Annotated in this window: 27 protein-coding genes; all 27 read left to right on the top strand. The window is 30.0% G+C overall.

Annotated features, from left to right (window positions below):
* Position 1 precedes the first annotated feature (1 nt).
* The gene (rimO, locus tag RBU61_RS07720; protein WP_308879071.1) at positions 2 to 1,330 is read left to right on the top strand and encodes a 30S ribosomal protein S12 methylthiotransferase RimO; all 1,329 of its coding nucleotides are present in this window, start codon (positions 2 to 4) and stop codon (positions 1,328 to 1,330) included.
* Complete coding sequence (pgsA, locus tag RBU61_RS07715; RefSeq protein WP_308879070.1) at positions 1,327 to 1,872, top strand: CDP-diacylglycerol--glycerol-3-phosphate 3-phosphatidyltransferase; 546 nt, start codon at positions 1,327 to 1,329, stop codon at positions 1,870 to 1,872. Before rimO ends, pgsA begins: the two co-directional genes overlap by 4 nt.
* A gap of 13 nt (positions 1,873 to 1,885) precedes the next feature.
* Positions 1,886 to 3,124 carry a competence/damage-inducible protein A gene (locus tag RBU61_RS07710; RefSeq protein ID WP_308879068.1) on the top strand — a complete coding sequence of 413 codons (1,239 nt, stop codon included), beginning with the start codon at positions 1,886 to 1,888 and terminating at the stop codon, positions 3,122 to 3,124.
* Positions 3,125 to 3,202: 78 nt separating this feature from the next.
* Positions 3,203 to 4,261, top strand: coding sequence for a recombinase RecA (recA, locus tag RBU61_RS07705; RefSeq protein ID WP_308879066.1), 1,059 nt, complete (start codon positions 3,203 to 3,205; stop codon positions 4,259 to 4,261).
* 48 nt (positions 4,262 to 4,309) lie between these two features.
* Positions 4,310 to 5,293 carry a metallophosphoesterase gene (locus tag RBU61_RS07700; RefSeq protein WP_308879065.1) on the top strand — a complete coding sequence of 328 codons (984 nt, stop codon included), beginning with the start codon at positions 4,310 to 4,312 and terminating at the stop codon, positions 5,291 to 5,293.
* The gene (locus RBU61_RS07695; RefSeq protein WP_308879064.1) at positions 5,283 to 6,737 is read left to right on the top strand and encodes an AAA family ATPase; all 1,455 of its coding nucleotides are present in this window, start codon (positions 5,283 to 5,285) and stop codon (positions 6,735 to 6,737) included. Before RBU61_RS07700 ends, RBU61_RS07695 begins: the two co-directional genes overlap by 11 nt.
* Before the next feature lie 11 nt (positions 6,738 to 6,748).
* Positions 6,749 to 6,997: a hypothetical protein gene (locus RBU61_RS07690; protein WP_308879063.1), complete on the top strand. Its 249-nt coding sequence runs from the start codon at positions 6,749 to 6,751 to the stop codon at positions 6,995 to 6,997.
* A 4-nt stretch (positions 6,998 to 7,001) separates the two neighbouring features.
* Positions 7,002 to 7,655, top strand: coding sequence for an ATPase (locus tag RBU61_RS07685; protein WP_308879062.1), 654 nt, complete (start codon positions 7,002 to 7,004; stop codon positions 7,653 to 7,655).
* Between the two features lie 166 nt (positions 7,656 to 7,821).
* On the top strand, positions 7,822 to 9,357 hold the full coding sequence (gene rny / locus RBU61_RS07680) for a ribonuclease Y (RefSeq protein ID WP_308879061.1): 1,536 nt from the start codon (positions 7,822 to 7,824) through the stop codon (positions 9,355 to 9,357).
* Positions 9,358 to 9,436: 79 nt separating this feature from the next.
* Positions 9,437 to 9,697 (top strand): stage V sporulation protein S, encoded by a 261-nt coding sequence (locus RBU61_RS07675; RefSeq protein WP_308879060.1) that lies wholly within the window; start codon positions 9,437 to 9,439, stop codon positions 9,695 to 9,697.
* Between the two features lie 70 nt (positions 9,698 to 9,767).
* Positions 9,768 to 10,583: a PHP domain-containing protein gene (locus RBU61_RS07670; RefSeq protein WP_308879059.1), complete on the top strand. Its 816-nt coding sequence runs from the start codon at positions 9,768 to 9,770 to the stop codon at positions 10,581 to 10,583.
* On the top strand, positions 10,584 to 10,967 hold the full coding sequence (locus RBU61_RS07665) for a PadR family transcriptional regulator (RefSeq protein WP_308879057.1): 384 nt from the start codon (positions 10,584 to 10,586) through the stop codon (positions 10,965 to 10,967).
* Between the two features lie 26 nt (positions 10,968 to 10,993).
* Positions 10,994 to 12,187: a pyridoxal phosphate-dependent aminotransferase gene (locus RBU61_RS07660; RefSeq protein ID WP_308879056.1), complete on the top strand. Its 1,194-nt coding sequence runs from the start codon at positions 10,994 to 10,996 to the stop codon at positions 12,185 to 12,187.
* 241 nt (positions 12,188 to 12,428) lie between these two features.
* Positions 12,429 to 12,665, top strand: a complete 237-nt coding sequence (locus RBU61_RS07655; RefSeq protein ID WP_308879055.1) for a hypothetical protein — start codon at positions 12,429 to 12,431, stop codon at positions 12,663 to 12,665.
* Between the two features lie 30 nt (positions 12,666 to 12,695).
* A complete protein-coding gene (locus tag RBU61_RS07650; RefSeq protein ID WP_308879054.1) occupies positions 12,696 to 13,016 on the top strand; it encodes a methyltransferase in 321 nt (106 codons plus the stop codon).
* The gene (locus RBU61_RS19555; protein ID WP_374212520.1) at positions 12,989 to 13,198 is read left to right on the top strand and encodes a methyltransferase; all 210 of its coding nucleotides are present in this window, start codon (positions 12,989 to 12,991) and stop codon (positions 13,196 to 13,198) included. Before RBU61_RS07650 ends, RBU61_RS19555 begins: the two co-directional genes overlap by 28 nt.
* Positions 13,199 to 13,895: 697 nt before the next feature.
* Positions 13,896 to 14,645 (top strand): WecB/TagA/CpsF family glycosyltransferase, encoded by a 750-nt coding sequence (locus RBU61_RS07645; protein WP_308879053.1) that lies wholly within the window; start codon positions 13,896 to 13,898, stop codon positions 14,643 to 14,645.
* A gap of 132 nt (positions 14,646 to 14,777) precedes the next feature.
* Positions 14,778 to 15,020, top strand: a complete 243-nt coding sequence (locus RBU61_RS07640; RefSeq protein WP_308879052.1) for a DNA circularization N-terminal domain-containing protein — start codon at positions 14,778 to 14,780, stop codon at positions 15,018 to 15,020.
* A 113-nt stretch (positions 15,021 to 15,133) separates the two neighbouring features.
* Positions 15,134 to 15,328, top strand: coding sequence for a hypothetical protein (locus RBU61_RS07635; protein ID WP_308879051.1), 195 nt, complete (start codon positions 15,134 to 15,136; stop codon positions 15,326 to 15,328).
* Positions 15,329 to 15,366: 38 nt separating this feature from the next.
* Positions 15,367 to 15,528 carry a hypothetical protein gene (locus tag RBU61_RS07630; RefSeq protein WP_308879050.1) on the top strand — a complete coding sequence of 54 codons (162 nt, stop codon included), beginning with the start codon at positions 15,367 to 15,369 and terminating at the stop codon, positions 15,526 to 15,528.
* Entirely contained in the window at positions 15,470 to 15,610 is a 141-nt protein-coding gene (locus RBU61_RS19550) for a DnaB-like helicase C-terminal domain-containing protein (RefSeq protein WP_374212496.1), read from the top strand. Before RBU61_RS07630 ends, RBU61_RS19550 begins: the two co-directional genes overlap by 59 nt.
* 2 nt (positions 15,611 to 15,612) lie before the next feature.
* Positions 15,613 to 15,843, top strand: coding sequence for a DnaB-like helicase C-terminal domain-containing protein (locus RBU61_RS07625; protein WP_374212519.1), 231 nt, complete (start codon positions 15,613 to 15,615; stop codon positions 15,841 to 15,843).
* The gene (locus tag RBU61_RS07620; protein ID WP_308879046.1) at positions 15,830 to 15,958 is read left to right on the top strand and encodes a hypothetical protein; all 129 of its coding nucleotides are present in this window, start codon (positions 15,830 to 15,832) and stop codon (positions 15,956 to 15,958) included. The genes RBU61_RS07625 and RBU61_RS07620 overlap by 14 nt, the downstream gene beginning before the upstream one ends.
* Positions 15,951 to 16,085 carry a hypothetical protein gene (locus RBU61_RS07615; protein WP_308879045.1) on the top strand — a complete coding sequence of 45 codons (135 nt, stop codon included), beginning with the start codon at positions 15,951 to 15,953 and terminating at the stop codon, positions 16,083 to 16,085. Before RBU61_RS07620 ends, RBU61_RS07615 begins: the two co-directional genes overlap by 8 nt.
* Positions 16,086 to 16,156: 71 nt before the next feature.
* Positions 16,157 to 16,321, top strand: a complete 165-nt coding sequence (locus RBU61_RS07610) for a hypothetical protein (protein WP_308879044.1) — start codon at positions 16,157 to 16,159, stop codon at positions 16,319 to 16,321.
* 334 nt (positions 16,322 to 16,655) lie between these two features.
* The gene (locus tag RBU61_RS07605) at positions 16,656 to 17,318 is read left to right on the top strand and encodes a Type 1 glutamine amidotransferase-like domain-containing protein (RefSeq protein WP_308879043.1); all 663 of its coding nucleotides are present in this window, start codon (positions 16,656 to 16,658) and stop codon (positions 17,316 to 17,318) included.
* Between the two features lie 396 nt (positions 17,319 to 17,714).
* The gene (locus tag RBU61_RS07600; protein ID WP_308879042.1) at positions 17,715 to 17,972 is read left to right on the top strand and encodes a hypothetical protein; all 258 of its coding nucleotides are present in this window, start codon (positions 17,715 to 17,717) and stop codon (positions 17,970 to 17,972) included.
* Positions 17,973 to 17,999: the final 27 nt, after the last annotated feature.

Genomic DNA, 17,999 nt, shown 5'->3' with positions numbered 1-17,999 from the left:
AATGAAATTAAAAAAAATTTCTATGATAACTTTAGGTTGTTCAAAAAATGAAATTGATTCAGAGTTAATGATAAGTATATTAACAGATAATAACTATACAGTAGCTAATTCCTTAGACGAAGCAGAAACTATTATTGTAAATACTTGTGGATTCATAGATAAGGCAAAGGAAGAATCGATAGAAACAATTTGGGAAATGACAAAGTATAAGGTTGAAGGTAATTGTAAATATTTAATACTGTCAGGATGTTTAGCAGAAAGATATGCTCAAGAATTAATGGATGAGATTACTGATATTGATGCAGTAGTAGGTCCTGGCAATATTAAGGAAATATCATCTATTATTAAAGAATTAGAAATGGAAAATCAAAAAATTAAAAAGACAGGAAATATAAATACAGACTATTTAGAGGAAGTAAATCGAATTAATTTCAATATTACCGAATATGTGAGAATTTCTGAGGGCTGTGATAATTTCTGCACATATTGTATTATTCCAAAATTAAGAGGAAAACATCGTAGCAGAAAAATAGAAGATATATTTAAAGAAGTAGAAAATCTTGCTAATAATGGAACTAAAGAAATAATCTTAATTGGACAAAATACTTCCGATTATGGAATAGATTTATATGGTGAATACTCTTTATATAAATTGTTAGATAAGTTAAATAGTATAAATGGTATCTCGTGGATTAGGGTATTATATTTATATCCTGATAATTTTAATAATAGATTAATCCAATCTATAAAGAATAATGAAAAAGTAGTTAAATATGTTGATATTCCATTACAACATATGAGCAATAATGTTTTAAAAAGAATGAATAGGAAAACATCTAAAGAGGACATAATCTCTTTAATAAACAAATTAAGGCAGGAGATACCAGGTATAGTAATTAGAACAACTTTTATTGTAGGATTTCCTGGAGAAACAGAAGAAGAATTTAATGAACTTTATACCTTTATTAAAGATATAAAGTTTGATAGATTAGGAGTCTTTGCTTATTCTCGAGAAGAAGATACTCCTGCATATAATCTTCCAGATCAAGTATCAGAAGAAGTAAAAGAAATGAGAAAAAACAAGATTATGATGCTTCAACAAAATATTTCAGAGGAAATTATGTCTGATAAAGTTGGTAATGTTTTTGATGTCTTAGTAGAAGAACTTTCTGAAGAAAACTCTTATATAGGTAGAACATATATGGATAGTCCTGATATTGATGGAGTTGTATATATTAATTCTTCCCAAGATATAGATTTAGGTGATTTTGTCACAGTTAAAATCACTGATTCTTTAGAATATGACTTAATAGGGGAGGTAATTAAATGAATTTAGCAAATAAAATAACTATTTTTAGAGTATTTTTAGTTCCTGTTTTTATGCTGGTATTATATTCTGATATGAAATATAGCACTTATCTAGCTGCCGGTGTTTTTATTATTGCATCCTTAACTGATACATTAGATGGATATATTGCTAGAAGCCGAAATATGATCACTAACTTTGGAAAATTTATAGATCCTTTAGCAGATAAAGTTTTGGTTTCTGCTGCATTAATTTCTCTTGTTGAATTAGGTGTTATTCCTGGATGGGTAGTAGTAGCTATTATCGCTAGAGAATTTACCATTACAGGATTTAGAGTAATTGCAGCTTCTGAAGGGATAACTATAGCAGCAAGTCCTTTGGGAAAAATTAAGACTATTACTCAATTAGTAGCTATAATATCATTATTGCTTAATAATTTTCCTTTTAATTCAATTAATTTTCCATTTGATATGATTATGTTATATATTTCATTGTTTTTTACCATGCTATCTGGAGTAGACTATATATATAGAAATAAATCAGCCCTGAAAATGGGTATAAAATAAAAGGTGATTAAATATGATAGCAGAGATTATTACAATAGGAACTGAGATTACTACAGGTAGTACTTTAAATACTCATAGTCAGTATATTTCTGGCAAATTACTCGAAATAGGTATTGAAACATATTATCATACTTCTGTTGATGACAATAAAGATAGAGTTAAAGATATTATGAATATAGCATTGAAAAGGTCAGACATTATAATTACTACTGGTGGATTAGGACCTACAGATGACGATATGACTAGGGAAGTCATAGCTGAGTCTTTAAACTTAAAGCTGGTTAGTGATAATGATATGGAAAAATCTATTAAGGATATATTTAATAAGCAAAATAGATCTATGCCATCTAATAATATTAAACAGGCCTATAAATTAGAGGGAAGTGAGTTTCTGAATAACTCCATAGGCACAGCCCCTGGAATCTTTCTATCTAAAGATAATAAAAAGATAATAATGCTTCCAGGTCCTCCTAGAGAAATGAAACTAATGTTTAAAAACGAAGTAATACCCCGTATTCATGAAGATTATCATATTATAAAAAAATCTGTAAACTTAATTGGCATAGGTGAGTCTCAATTGGAAATGGATATTAAAGACTTAATAAATAGTGATTCTTCTATTATGATAGCTACATTTGCTAAAGAAGGTGAAACAGAAATAAAAATAATAGGTAAAGGAAACGATAAAGAATTAATAAAAGAAAAAATCAATAATATAATCAATATACTACAGAATAGATTTCATAAATATATTTATGGATTTGATAATATTCCCATAGAAGTTGTAGTATTTAATATGTTGAAGGAAAGAAAATATAAAATCGGTTTTTGTGAATCTTGTACCAGTGGCTTAATAAGCGGTCGTTTTGGTCGAATACCTGGAGTGTCTGAAGTATTTGATAGAGGTGTTATATCATATAGCAATGATTCTAAAGTTGAAGAACTAGGCGTCAATCCTAGTACATTAGAAAACTTTGGAGCTGTAAGTGAAGAAACGGCTATGGAAATGGCCAATGGTCTTAGGATTAAGGCTAATTTAGATATAGCCCTATCTGTTACTGGAATTGCTGGTCCTACTGGTGATAATAGAGAAAAGCCAATAGGATTAGTATATTTATGCATATCCTGTAAGGAAAATTCTACTGTTATTAAATGTAATTTTACTGGAAATAGAGAAGCTATACAAAATAAAACTGTCACTAAAGCCTTCGGCGAGTTAAGAAGCTTTTTATTAAATAAATCATTGACTTAAATCCTATTTTGTTATAATATATAATTGGAACTAATGTTCGAAATATGAAAGGGGTGAATCCAGTATAACTGGAGTACTATGATGGATAACAGCGAAAAGAAAAAAGCCTTAGATTTGGCCTTAAGTCAGATTGAAAAACAATTTGGAAAAGGATCAATCATGCGTTTGGGAGAGGATTCAAAATTAAATATTGATGTGATACCTACAGGATCTTTAGATCTTGATATTGCCTTAGGAATTGGCGGAATTCCAAGGGGAAGAATTATTGAAATATTTGGTCCCGAGTCCTCTGGTAAAACTACAGTTACTCTTCATATAGCTGCAGAGGCTCAGAAACTTGGTGGTATTGCTGCCTTTATAGATGCTGAACACGCTTTAGATCCTGCATATGCTAAAAGATTAGGTGTAGATATTGAGAACCTAATAATATCTCAACCTGATACAGGGGAACAAGCTTTAGAGATAGCAGAAGCTCTAGTGCGAAGTGGAGCTATAGATATAGTAGTTATTGACTCTGTTGCTGCTTTAGTTCCTAAGGCAGAAATAGAAGGTGAAATGGGAGATAGTCATATTGGGCTTCAAGCTCGACTTATGTCTCAAGCCCTTAGAAAATTAGCAGGTACAATTAATAAATCTAATTCTACTGTAATATTTATTAATCAACTTAGAGAAAAAGTTGGAGTTATGTTTGGTAGTCCTGAGACTACTACAGGAGGTAGAGCTCTGAAGTTCTATGCAAGTATAAGATTAGATATAAGAAGAATAGAATCTCTAAAACAAGGTGATGATATTATTGGAAATAGAACTAGGGTAAAAGTGGTAAAGAACAAATTAGCACCACCTTTTAAACAAGCAGAATTTGATATTATGTATGGTATTGGTATATCTAGAGAAGGTAATATTCTGGATACTGGTGTAGCTGCTAATATTATAAATAAATCTGGCTCTTGGTATAGCTATAATGAGCATAAGCTTGGACAAGGAAGAGAAAATGCTAAAGATTTCTTAAGGGAAAATCCAGAGGTAGCTTTAGAGGTTGAAAATAAAATTCGTGCTGAATTTGGTTTGATTGATGATAACACAGAGCCCACAGATTCCATAGATACAGATAACAATTCAGAGAATCAAGATAAATAAACATAAACCTCCTAACATAATAGGAGGTTTATTTGTGAGGTGTTATATATGAAATTATTATTTTTTACAGATACTCATATTAGAGGCAATACTCCTAAAAATAGAAAAGATATATTTGTAGACACATTAGAACAGAAATTAATTGAAATTAACGAAATAATAAAAAAGAATAAGATAGACTTTGTATTACATGGCGGAGATTTATTTGATAGACCTGATGTATCTATAGCAGTGGCTAGTAAATTTGCAATGATTTTAGACAAGATACAAGTTCCATTTTATCTAATAAGTGGAAATCATGATATATATGGTCATAATCCTGATACAGTTAATAGAACCATGTTAGGATTATTAGATGCATTAGGAGTAGTTAATCTAGTTAAATCCGGTGATAAAATCTTTCTTCAAAAGGATAATATAAAAATTCAATTAACAGGCCAGCCCTATGTATATGATATTGATGCATTAGATAAAAGAGATTATTATATATTAAAAGATGTAGATAATGATGTGAATTTTTCCATACATATGGTTCATGGTATGTTACTAGATAAACCTTTTATAAAGGGAGTACCTTATACTTTAATAGATGATATAAAAGATACTTTAGCAGATATTACCCTCTGTGGTCACTATCATTCTGGATTTAAGACTACTAAAATTGATGACAAATTCTTTATTAATCCTGGCAGCCTAGTTAGAGTCACAAATAGTTTAAGAGAAATAGAGAGAATACCAAAGGTAATAATAATAGAATTAGAGGAAGATATTAAAATAAGAGAAATTCCTTTACAAAGCGCATCACCAGGTACAGATGTTTTAGATAGACAGGAGATAGAAAAGAACTTATTTAAAAATGAAAGAATGGCAGAATTTAAACAAACCATAGATGCCACTTTAGATTTTGAGAAAATGGATATAAATGAAGTGTTAATTGAAGTTTCTACGGCTGAAGATGTTGGTGAAGAAATAAAAGTCGAAGCCCTTAGAAGGATTGCTTTGATTCAAATGAAGGGATTAAATGGTGATTAATATGATATATATTGAAAAAGTAATCTTAGAAAACTTTCAATCTCATAAGTACTCAGTTCTAGAATTTGATGATCAATTAAATGTTATTCTAGGTCCATCTGATAGTGGAAAAACTGCAATTCTTAGGGGAATAAGATGGGCACTTTATAATGAACCTTCAGGAGATTATTTTATTAGAGAAGGTGAACAGGAATGTAGTGTTACAATTGTCTTCAATGATGGAACAAAGATAAAGAGATACAGAAGTAAAAGTAAAAATGCCTATTTTCTTTACGACTCAGATAATAATGAGACTAAATTTGAAGGCTTCGGTACTTCAGTTCCTTATGAGATTACGGAAAAAATAGGTATAAAGAAAATATTATTAGATAGTGATTTATCCAAGGCAATAAATTTAAGTGATCAGTTGGAGGGAGCCTTTCTATTATCAGAAAAGACATCTACTAGGGCAAGTTCCATTGGTAGACTTGTAGGGGTTAATATTATTGATGATGCCCTAAGGGAAGCTCTAAGGGATAGTCGTAATCTATCTAATACTAAGAAGAATATAGAAGATAGTATAAATCAATTAGAAGATGAATTATTAGAATATGATTATCTAGAAGAATTAAATAATAACCTTAACCACATAGATGACATAAGAAAACAAATAAAGGAAAAAAGTATATCTATCGATAGATATAAGGCCTTACTAACAAAACTTACATCTATTTCTCAAGAGAAAAGTAAAGTGAATTATTACATAGAAAGCCTTAGTGGCATAAATTTATTAGATAAAGTATTAAATAATATTTCCCTAAGCCTTAGTAAATATGGAAGCTTAAACAAGCTAAAGGATGTCTTCAATAGGCTATTAGTAAATAAATCTAGTACTAAACTTATTTTAGATTCTTTAAAGGATATTGAATCAATTGAAAATCATATGGTAAAAATGACTTCATTATATGATTTAAGAATTAATTTAATTAATTATAATTTAAAGTCTCAAAGCTTAAGTTTTGAAATTAAGGATATAAAATCAATATGTAGTAAATTAGCTTCTATGGATATTTTACAAAACCATGTCAGTAAAATTGATAATAATATTAAAGAATTGAGTAAACTAACGATATTAGAGAAACAAATTTCTTCCCTTAATAAAAGTTTAGCCATAGGAACACAATATGTTGATAGACTACAAGGGGTAGATAATGCAACTATGATTTATAATAGACTTCAAGAAGCAATTAATCTTCTCTTTACTTTAAATCGATTATATACTAACTATATTTCTAATAGGGATGAAATTATGCAAACAAAAGTATTGCAGGATAAGTATAAGAATCAAGTGGAAAAACAAGTTCTTCAATACAAGAAAATATTATTAAAACAAGAGGTTTGTCCTTTATGTTTTAGTACCATAGACAATGAGAAAATAAATCATATTATAGATCATTATAATTAGGAGGTATTATCATGGATTATGAAAAAGAACTTAATAATTTAAGAGAAAACTTAGAAAAGGCTAAAAATCTAAAATACAAAGCTGAAGCAAGATTAGAACAATTAAATCAACAGGAAGATGAAATTATCAAAGAATTAAATGCCCTTGGTATAAAACCTGAAGAATTAGAAAGTGAAATAAGTAAGCTGACTTTGGATATAGATAGACTGTTTCAAGAAGCAAATGCATTACTACCTAAAGATATATTAGAAAAGAAGTGATTAAATGGTAACTAATATAAATGAATTAGACAATTCTTTAATTAAATTAAAAGAACATTTAGCTCGAGAATCTGGAAAGAGAGATAAGATTAAAGAGCAATTGAGTATGTCAAAGAACTCACTTATTGAAATAGAAGAAAACTTAGATTTGCTGTCCAAAGTTTGTATATTGTTTCAAAAAACTTCTGAATTTGCTAGAGAACAGTCTAAAAATCAGATTGAATCTTTAGTAACTAAATGTTTACAGTATATATTTGAATCAGATATTAGATTTTTAATTGAAATAGAAGAACAAAGAGGAAAGTCTAATGCAGAATTTTATGTAGTTAATGAAGTTGAAGATATTTTAATTAAAACTAAGCCTGAACTGTCTAGAGGTGGGGGAGTTGTAGATATTGTTTCTTTAGCACTTAGAATAGCATTTTTACAGACTCATAAACCTAAGATAGCAGGTCCATTAATCTTAGATGAACCTGCTAAACACGTTAGTGATGAATATATATTTAATGTGGCAGACTTTTTAAAACAAACATCTGAGCTGTTCAATAGACAAATCATTATGGTAACTCATAATGATCATTTAGCATCTATTGGAAGCAATAGTTATAGGATTGAGCTAAAGGGCTCCGAAAGTACTGTAACAAGGATTCCGTCCTAATTATCATCTTGACATTATCTTATAAAAGTAATAAAATTGAGTTATATGTATATTCTATACATATTTACTATTTCAATTTATTAAGCTTTTATTATGCTTATAATTAATGAAATTTGAAATGCTGTGTGAAACTTGAAAATTTAATACAATAGGAGGTGTTTAGTTATTGATAATTGACATTTTAATAGGACTTCTCGGAGCAATTATTGGAATTATCGCTGGTTACTTAATAAGAAAAAACATTGGCGAAGGTAAAATAAATAATGCTGAAGAGTTAGCTAAAAAAATTGTTGAAGATGCTGAAAAAGATGGAGAAGCTCGCAAGAAAGAACTTTTATTAGAAGTTAAAGAAGAAATCCATAAGCTTAGAAATGAAGCTGAAAAAGAAAATCGCGAGCGTAGAAACGAACTTCAAAAACTTGAAAGAAGAATCATTAATAAAGAAGAGAGTATAGATAGAAAATCTGATGCTATTGAAAGAAAAGAAGACGTGTTAGCTAAGAAGATTAAAGAAGCTGAAGATAAAGAAGCTGAAATTGATGATATCTATAAAAAACAAGTTTTAGAATTAGAGAGACTTTCTAGTTTAACCTCAGATGAAGCAAGAGAATTGTTACTAGATGAAATTCGAAAAGAAATAGTTCATGAATCTGCTATTATGATTAAAGAAACTGAGAATAAAGCAAAAGAAGAAGCAGAGAAAAAAGCAAGAGAAATTATATCTACTGCAATACAAAAATGTGCAGCCGATCATGTAGCTGAGACTACGGTAACAGTTGTTGCCCTTCCAAACGATGAAATGAAGGGTAGGATTATTGGTAGAGAAGGTAGAAATATTAGAACTCTAGAAACATTAACTGGAATTGATTTAATTATTGATGATACTCCAGAAGCTGTAGTTTTATCGGGATTTGACCCTGTGAGAAGGGAAATAGCGAGAATTGCTTTAGAAAAGCTTATAGTAGATGGTAGAATCCATCCTGCTAGAATTGAAGAAATGGTTGAAAAAGCTAAAAAAGAAGTAGATAATATAATCAGAGAAGAAGGCGAGCAAGCTGCCTTTGATGCAGGTGTTCATGGAATTCATCCAGAATTAATTAAACTTCTAGGTAGACTTAAATATAGAACAAGCTATGGACAAAATGTATTAAAACATTCCATAGAAGTGGCTCATCTTGCTGGAATAATGGCAGCCGAATTAGGAGCAGATATAAAAATTGCAAAAAGAGCAGGTTTACTTCACGACTTAGGCAAAGCAGTTGACCATGAAATAGAAGGTCCTCATGTTGATATCGGAGTAGACTTAGCTAGAAGATATAAAGAATCTAAAGAAGTTTTACATGGAATTGCTGCTCACCACGGAGATTGTGAACCTGAAACTGTTGAAGCAGTTTTAGTACAAGCAGCAGATGCCATTTCAGCAGCAAGACCGGGTGCAAGAAGAGAAACCCTTGAAACCTATATAAAAAGGTTACAGAAACTTGAAGAGATAGCAAATTCCTTTGAAGGAATAGAAAGATCATATGCAATACAGGCTGGTCGTGAAATTAGAATTCTAGTAAAACCTGAAGAAATTTCCGAAAGTCGCATGATTCATACAGCAAGAGATATTGTAAAAAGAATTGAAGCTGAATTAGATTATCCAGGTCAAATTAAAGTAAATGTAATTCGTGAAACTAGGTCTATTGAATATGCTAAGTAATGATTTTTTAAATAAATAAATATAAAATTAAGTACTATAAAATCATATTTAAAAAATTTAGTTAGAGGGGGATATTTTAATGGATGTATTGAAAGTATCAGCAAAATCTAGTCCAAATTCTGTTGCAGGAGCCTTAGCAGGAGTTTTAAGAGAAAAAGGAGCTGCTGAAATTCAAGCCATAGGTGCAGGGGCTTTAAATCAAGCTATTAAAGCTGTAGCCATTGCAAGAGGATTTGTTGCTCCAAGTGGAATCGATCTTATTTGTGTACCAGCCTTCACGGATATAATAATAGATGGTGAAGAAAGAACAGCTATTAAGTTAATTGTTGAACCAAGATAATATAAAAAACCTGCCGATAAGGCAGGTTTTTTTGTAATAGAGATAACTTTAAAAGAAAAGGATGATACTAATGTTTTTTGATTTACATATTCATACAAATCATTCAGATGGACTGTTTTCTCCAGAAGAAGTAGTAGATTTAGCTGCTGCGAAAAACTTAGATGGTATAGCTATTACAGATCATGATACAATAACTGGAATAAAGATTGCTATGGAACATAGTAAAAGATATAATAACTTTATAGTAATACCTGGTATTGAATTTGGTTGTGTATACGATGATGAAGAGGTGCATATATTAGGGTATTTCATAGATTATGAGGACTCAGAACTTATAAAATTAACAGATACTTTAAAGAAATCAAGGTTGAATCGTGGAGTAGAAATGATTAAGAAAATTAATGAATTAGGTATGAAGCTTTCCTTAGAAGATGTTATAGAGTTTTCGGGAGAGGAATATATAGGCAGACCCCATATTGCAAGAGCAATGGTCAAGAAAGGGTATATCTCTAATGTATCAGAAGGCTTTACTAAGTTTTTAGATAGAGGTAAGCCAGCTTATGCGGATAGATATAAAATAAGTATTAGTGAAACCATAGCTTTAATCAAAAATATTGGTGGAATTTCAGTTTTAGCTCATCCTGGTCTATTAAAAAATAAAGAAATTATACAACACTGTATTGCAATGGGAATTAATGGCTTAGAATGTATCCATTCAAAGCATAATCAGGAGGATACCAACTGCTTAATTCAAATTGCAAAGAGGAACAATCTTATTATTACTGGTGGTTCCGATTTCCATGGAGATTCTAAAGATGGAAGTTCATTACTAGGTAATTATTTCGTTAATATTAATGATACTCCACAATTTAAGGAGAGGATATAAGTGACAATATATAAAGGAGAAAGGCAAAGACAATTTCCCACAAAAATAGGTACTACTTCCTTTGTAAAGCTCTATATACTACATCTATTAAATGAAAAATCTTATTATGGTAATAAAATTAAAGATGAGATTAAAAAGAGATTGGAAAATAAATGGGAGCCAAGTCCTGGAATGATATACCCATTACTTAGAGAATTAGAGAGTGAAGGTTATATTGAAGGATGGTGGGATGAACCAGAGAAAAGATCCATAAGAAGATATAAAATAACTGATGAAGGTATAAAGCATTATAAGATATTACTGTTACAAAATAAATCTTCTTTCGAAGATTCTTTACTTATTGTTAAAAATGTGTTAAAAGATATATATAAGGAAAAATTATAAATATAATTATGGAGGTATGATTATTCATGGATTTTATTTTATCAACAAAGGGCTTAAGAATTGAACCTTCTATTACTTTGGAGATTACTGCAAAGGCAAAGGCTATGAAAGACTCTGGAATAGACGTTATTAGCTTTGGTGCTGGAGAACCAGATTTTAATACACCAGAAAATATCCAAAATGAAGGTATTAGAGCAATAAAAGAGGGATTAACTAGATATACTCCGGCTTCTGGAATTGTTGAACTTAAAAAAGCTATATGTGAAAAATTTAAAAAAGATAATAATCTAGACTATAAGCCAAGTAATATTATAATATCAAGTGGTGCAAAGCATTCAATACATAATGCTTTAATGGCAATACTTAATCCAGGGGATGAAGTAATTTATGCTGTTCCATATTGGGTAAGTTATCCTGAATTAGTAAGACTTGCTGATGGGGTTCCTGTTTTAATAGATACAAAAGAGGAAAATGATTTTAAATTTAATGTAGAAGATTTAAACAAGGTACTAACTGATAAGACAAAAGCTATTATATTAAATAGTCCAAGCAATCCAACAGGTGCTATTTATACTGAAGAAGAATTAAGAGAAATAGCTGACTGGGCTGTAAAGAATAATATCTTTATTATTTCTGATGAAATCTATGAAAAATTAATTTATGATGATAATAAACACGTTTGTATTGCTTCTTTCAATGAGGATATAAAGAGATTAACAATAGTTATTAATGGTATGTCAAAATCACATGCTATGACAGGTTGGAGAATTGGATATGCTGCAGCCCATGAACAGATAGTTAAGGTAATGAGCAATATTCAAAGCCATGCAACATCTAATCCATGTTCAATATCTCAATATGCAAGTGTTGAAGGGCTTATAGGAGATCAAGGCAGTGTAGAAGAGATGAAAAAACATTTTGTTGAGAGAAGAGACTATATGGCAGAGACAATAAATTCTATTAAGGGATTAAGTTGTAGAAAGCCTGAAGGTGCATTTTATATAATGGTAAACCTTACACAGTTATTAGGAAAGACTATTAGAGGTAAAGAGATAAACTCCTCTATGGATTTTGCTAATCTATTATTAGATGAAAGTAAGGTAGCGGTAGTACCTGGAATCGCTTTTGGTGATGATAAATATATAAGACTTTCTTATGCTACATCTATGGATAATATTAAAGAAGGATTAAAAAGAATTAAAGAAATAGTAGAAGAATAAAAGATAATTTATAAAGGAAAAATGGTTGACATATTATATTTATGTCAACCATTTTCTTTTTTAAAACCATAAGCTCAAGATGGTCTACATAATATGATTATGTTAATTGTTTTGTTTGTCTAAATAATATAATTTGAAAAGATGATTCTGGACATAGTTCGTCTCACGCTATTAGATATTTATAATACACCGATTTATTATTATATGTGGACTTATAAAATATATAGAGGGGAAATAACAAATGGATAATAGTAGATTATATGAAGCTATATTTATCTTTGACGAATATTGCGAACCATACAAAAAACAAGATAATACAAATGCATATTCATTTAGTAGTAGTTTGTCTGAAAATATATTTAATGCGACTTTACGTTTGCTAGCTGCACACAATTTAATAATGTATGAAGATAGTGGTTATTATGCCACAGATGAAAATTTATTGAAGATAAAGAATTTAAAATTCAAGATGAAGTAAAATAATACTATTAGAAATATAGCAATATTATTGGATAAAATTAATCAAGAAATAAAAGGTGGTTTCTTTGATTATATATCAGATATTGAGTATGAGATATATTCCAGATACAATTATCCGATTAGTTTTGATATAGGACATACCTTAAGTAAAATATGTGATTTTGAAGACCTGAATATTTTGGATATTGGAGGGAATAGCGGGGGATTGGCTAATGCAATTTTAATGGCTAATCCTAATTGTGAAGTAACTGTGGTTGATAAATCTATTCCTTGTAACATTGGAGAGGAATATAAGGAATTTAATGATGTAAGTAGTATAAGATTTGTCAAAGGAGATTTTTTTCATTAAATTTAAATAAACATTATGATTATATAGTTTTATCTAATATTCTACATGATTATTCTGATAGAGATTGTAAGCGTATATTAAATGTGTGTAGAAAACACTCTGGTCAAGATACTAAAATTATAATAATTGAAGATATATTAAGTAATGAAATTAATCCATTCAAGGGAAACAAAGAACTGTAGAACAATTAAATAGTTTATTATACTAAAATTCATTTTATATGGATAAAAAAGAAGTAATTAATGATGTACAAAGCATGATAATCTATGAATCAATAAATAAGAAAGGAGTAAGTAGTTATGTATCAAAAAATTAGTTCTTATTAGTTCTTATTGTACATATTTGGAGTAGGATTAAATTTTAATCCTACTCCATTTTTAAATGTATGTCTCTTTGATATAATTGGATAAAATATATGGTATGTTTTTGATCGATATAAAATATCGATGAGAAATACCTTAAATATAAATAAGTTGGATAAGTAGATAAATTTAACCCTGTATTCTGTGTATGTTCTATCTATTATATTTATGCTATGGTTACTTATAAACCATATTGATTATTATTAGTATATATAGTATATTGTGTATATGAATTATTTGGTATGGGAAGTTTTACCTTTGAAGGAGTTTTCTGAATTCCTTTAACAAAAGGCAGTGATTATCGTGATATAGGTATTGATGAGATGGCTACAGACCCCTCATAAAAATGTAAAAGTATCTTCTATAAAACCAACACAGAATGTACTACAAGTAAATACCAGGGTCTAGTAGAGGGTTCAAGGATTTCTTATATCACATTAACAAAAACAAGGTCTATGACGCAAAGATTCTTATCGTTAATTGGCTAATATATAGATTTTTAAGGTGGAGATAAAACATGAATAATTATGTAAATATTTTAGGAATTTCGTTTTCAAAACTAACTCTAATGGATACTGTTAATTTAATTGATAACAAGATTAAGGAATGTAAAGGCAAAACATTTCATATTATCACTGTGAATCCAGAAATTGCGATAGATATTCAGGAAGACTCCGAATTAAAGAAAATATCACTTGAGGCTGATTTAATCACTCCTGATGGAGTTGGCATTGTTTTAGCGTCAAAATTAAAAAGAAATCCAATACCTGAACGTGTTACTGGTTTTGATTTACTTTTAGAATTGTTAAAGTTAGGAAACCAAAGAGGATGGTCTTTTTATTTCTTTGGGTCAGAGGAATCAGTAAACAAAAAGATGGCGGAATACGTAACTGAAAATTATCCTAATGTTAAAGTTGCGGGTAGACATAATGGTTTCTTCAACAAGCAAGAAGAGACACAGATAATTGAAGATATTGAAAACTCAAAACCAGATATTCTTATTGTTGCATTAGGCTCACCATTAGCAGACAAGTGGATATATACATACAAAGATAGAATTCCTGCAAAAGTTACTTTTGGTGTAGGTGGAAGTTTAGATGTTATTACAGGAAAAGTTAAACGTACACCAGAAATTTGGAAAAAAATGAAGTTAGAATGGTTACACCGTAGAATCATTACTCCTTCACGAAAGGAACGACAGAAACGACTAAAGATTTTTGCATATAGAGCATTTGTAGAAGTAGTTTATAAAAATTCAAAGCAGTAGTATATTTAAATTTAATTTCACATTGTACACATATAAACAAAGAGACAAGTCCTTATCTATTTGACTTGTCTCTTTTTGAATTAAGATAATTAGTTAGTGGTCTTTTTACATGAATTGAAAGGTGGTGCTAGGTTGAAATTATCCCCATTAAAATATAAAAGCTATACATGGGCAATAAATCCTAGAACATATTCATTAAGATTTGAAAAAAATACAGCTATACACCATTACCCTTACACTAATATTAATAAGGTAGATGATATTGGAATGAAGCCTAGAGAAGTAAATGGAAAAGGAGAATTTATAGGAAAAGGTGCATATGAAGAGTTTCAAAAGCTGGCCAGTATATTTTATAGTAAAGGACCAGTCCATTAATACATCCCATATGGAAAATACAACAAGCTATATTTAATAGACTGGAAGCAGCTCAAGAACCAACGCCTAATTATGTAAAATACAACTTTGGATTTATAGAACACTTTTCAGAAGTGAAGGTTCAAAAAAAGAAACAAGTAACCTTTAACACTATAGACTATGGAGTAATATTAAATGGAATAGCTGATGATGTAGATGAGTATTGGGATGATAATGGAAGCGAAATAGAAATAGGTGGAAGAGATAAATCTATGATATTTCTAGAAAATGATGCTGAACCTATATCCTTAAACAAAGTAATCCTATGACTGCAATAGATAGTTATCTTGATATGTGGGGAAAAGGAATGAACGTAGGAAATAGAAAGGATGCAACTAGAGCTATAGGTACAGTTATCTTTGGCAGAAAACAATCTAGTAACTATTTATTAAATAAAAACTTATTAATAGATGATGACCCTAATAAAACGGTATCAGATATGCAGTCAATTGGAGCAAGTATCAAATGACATAAAAAACATGGCTAAAATGTTAGACGTTCCTGTATTGATAGTATCTAGTTTATCTAGAGCAAATGAAACGAGGATGTAAAAATACCAGTAATGAGCGACTTAAGAGAAACAGCACAATTAGAATTTGATGCAGATGTGATTATGCTTTTACATCGTGAATACTACTATGATAGAACAAATATAGAAATAAAAAGAGATGCAGATATAGTAATAGCTAAAAATAGGAATGGAAGGGTTGGAAGAACTAAATTGACTTGGTATGAGGAATATACAAAGTTTCTAAATAGGAGTGAAAGCTATGAACGGAATTGATGCTATGAAAGATTTATATAAATACTTCGGAGAAAAGAAAGAAGAAGACCAGGAGATGTATAGTATAGCAAATGTATTCTATGAGATGGGAACGAAGGAGGATTATTATGAATAAGGAAGAGGTTGTAGGAAAGTTGACGAGCCTGAAATATAAAAGAAGTGCAGATAAATATCTTTCTGAGAAAGACAGACAAGCGTTAGATAGAGCTATTAAAATATTAGAGGTGACTCCACTTGAATAAGCCAGTTCTATTATTAGCTGAAGAAACTGTACGATCAAGGATATACAAGATTGGGATGTATCGGTTGCCCTATGCAGTCAGTAAAGCAAAGAGAAGTAGAATTTCAGAGATTCCCAAAACATAAAACAAACTATATTAAAACATTTAAAAGAATGTTGACGGAAAGAAAAAAACGAGAATTGCCGACAGAGTGGAAAACAGGGCAAGAAGTATTTGAATGGTGGCTAGGTCAGTAATGAATACTTCAGAGAAACGGAGTGTGGAGTAATGAAGAAAATCAGATGTAAAGAATGTGGTAAATTACTTCTTGAACTTGAGGGGAGAGCAGAAATAGTGTGTCCTAGATGTAAGATTAAGGCTAAAATTGATACTAAAAAGAATAGTTAATTATTTACATGAAATTGGACTTTGAAAACTGAATAATACGGTATTAAAAAGTAAAATATTTCCATAAACTTATTGGTGTTATATGATATGTATGCTACAATTATCATATAAGTAGGTCGTAGTCGTATAATAAGGCGAACTACAGATTATTTATATTATATAAACTTTACTACGGAGGTACTTATGAAAACTCACTATTATTTAGGTTGGTTTAACGATATTTTTCCTGAGAAGCTGGTTAAGTTGTTGCATGAGGATATAACTGATAGAAAATCGCTTGTTATGATTAGTGCGAATCCATTTCTTCATGAAGATGAGGAAGTTGGTGCCACTGAACGTTCGTGGCTTGATCAGGCCAACATTATGTTTGATGAATATCATTTAATTGATTATGGCGTACAGAAGGAAGAGGCTCATAAATTAATTCAAAATGCTTCGGTCATTTTCTTGTTGGGTGGAAATACCGTTGAACAGAGCGGTATTTTGATTGAATATGAATTGTCGGATTTGATTAAAAAAAGCAGAGCCGTTGTGATGGGAACAAGCGCTGGTGCGATAAACATGTCCGCTAAATGGTTATGCTCGAAATACACTGGCTATAAAGGTGAAATAAGCTCTATTTACGATGGTATCGGCCTTGACGATTTTTCTGTCCTGTCTCATTTTGATCTTGAAAATAACATTGAGCAGATTCAAGGCGAACTATCTCCTTTATCAGAAGAAATAAATGTTTATGCGTCAAACAAAGATTGTGCTGTACGCGTAAAGGGAGACAAAATCGACATTTTAGGCAATGTATATTTAATTTCTCACTCAAAGATTCAGAAGTTGGATGAGACGCTTTAGTTGTGGTGAGTGGCTATGGCTTAACTGAATTAATTTCTTTATGCAAAACTTCTGCAACAGGCAAGGTCATGGTCGCGTACAGTATAAGCATAATCTACATTAAGTTTCTTGCACAATATTTATAATAAACGTCATGTTGTAAAAGCTAAATATTTAATCAAAATACCGTATTATTCAGGAATGAATTTTGCGGTATTTTTTATCTTATCTTTTAAGTAATTATTGGAAATAGAGATTGAACATTGAAAATTGAATAGTACGGTATTGGAAAATGGTTATATTTACCATTAAACATATACTACAATATTTATTAAACATATGCTACAATATCTATATTAGTAATACGTAGTATTGGGATTATGTGCAGAAAAATCAAGGAAGAGGAATTGAGTAAAAATGCCTAAGAGAAACAATATTAATGAAGATAATTCATATAATAATAAAAATCAAGAAAACGATAATAATCATTATGTAGGTTTTGGGGTTGGCGTTGGATTAATAGGAGGATGTTTATTTGCAGCAGTTATTGGAGTTGTGTTTGGGTTAATGGGAGATAGTTTATTTCCAATGGTTTTGGCTCTTGGATCTGGATTTGGAATGCTTATGGGAATAGTTATAGGTGCAGTAATGGATAACAATAAAAATAAAGTTTAATCAATATGATGATTTATATATGGGTAA

The organism is Tissierella sp. MB52-C2 (assembly GCF_030931715.1).
Taxonomy (GTDB): Bacteria; Bacillota; Clostridia; order Tissierellales; family Tissierellaceae; genus Tissierella.
Note: the sequence above shows the minus strand (reverse complement) of the source record. Positions and strands in the feature narration are given on the sequence as shown.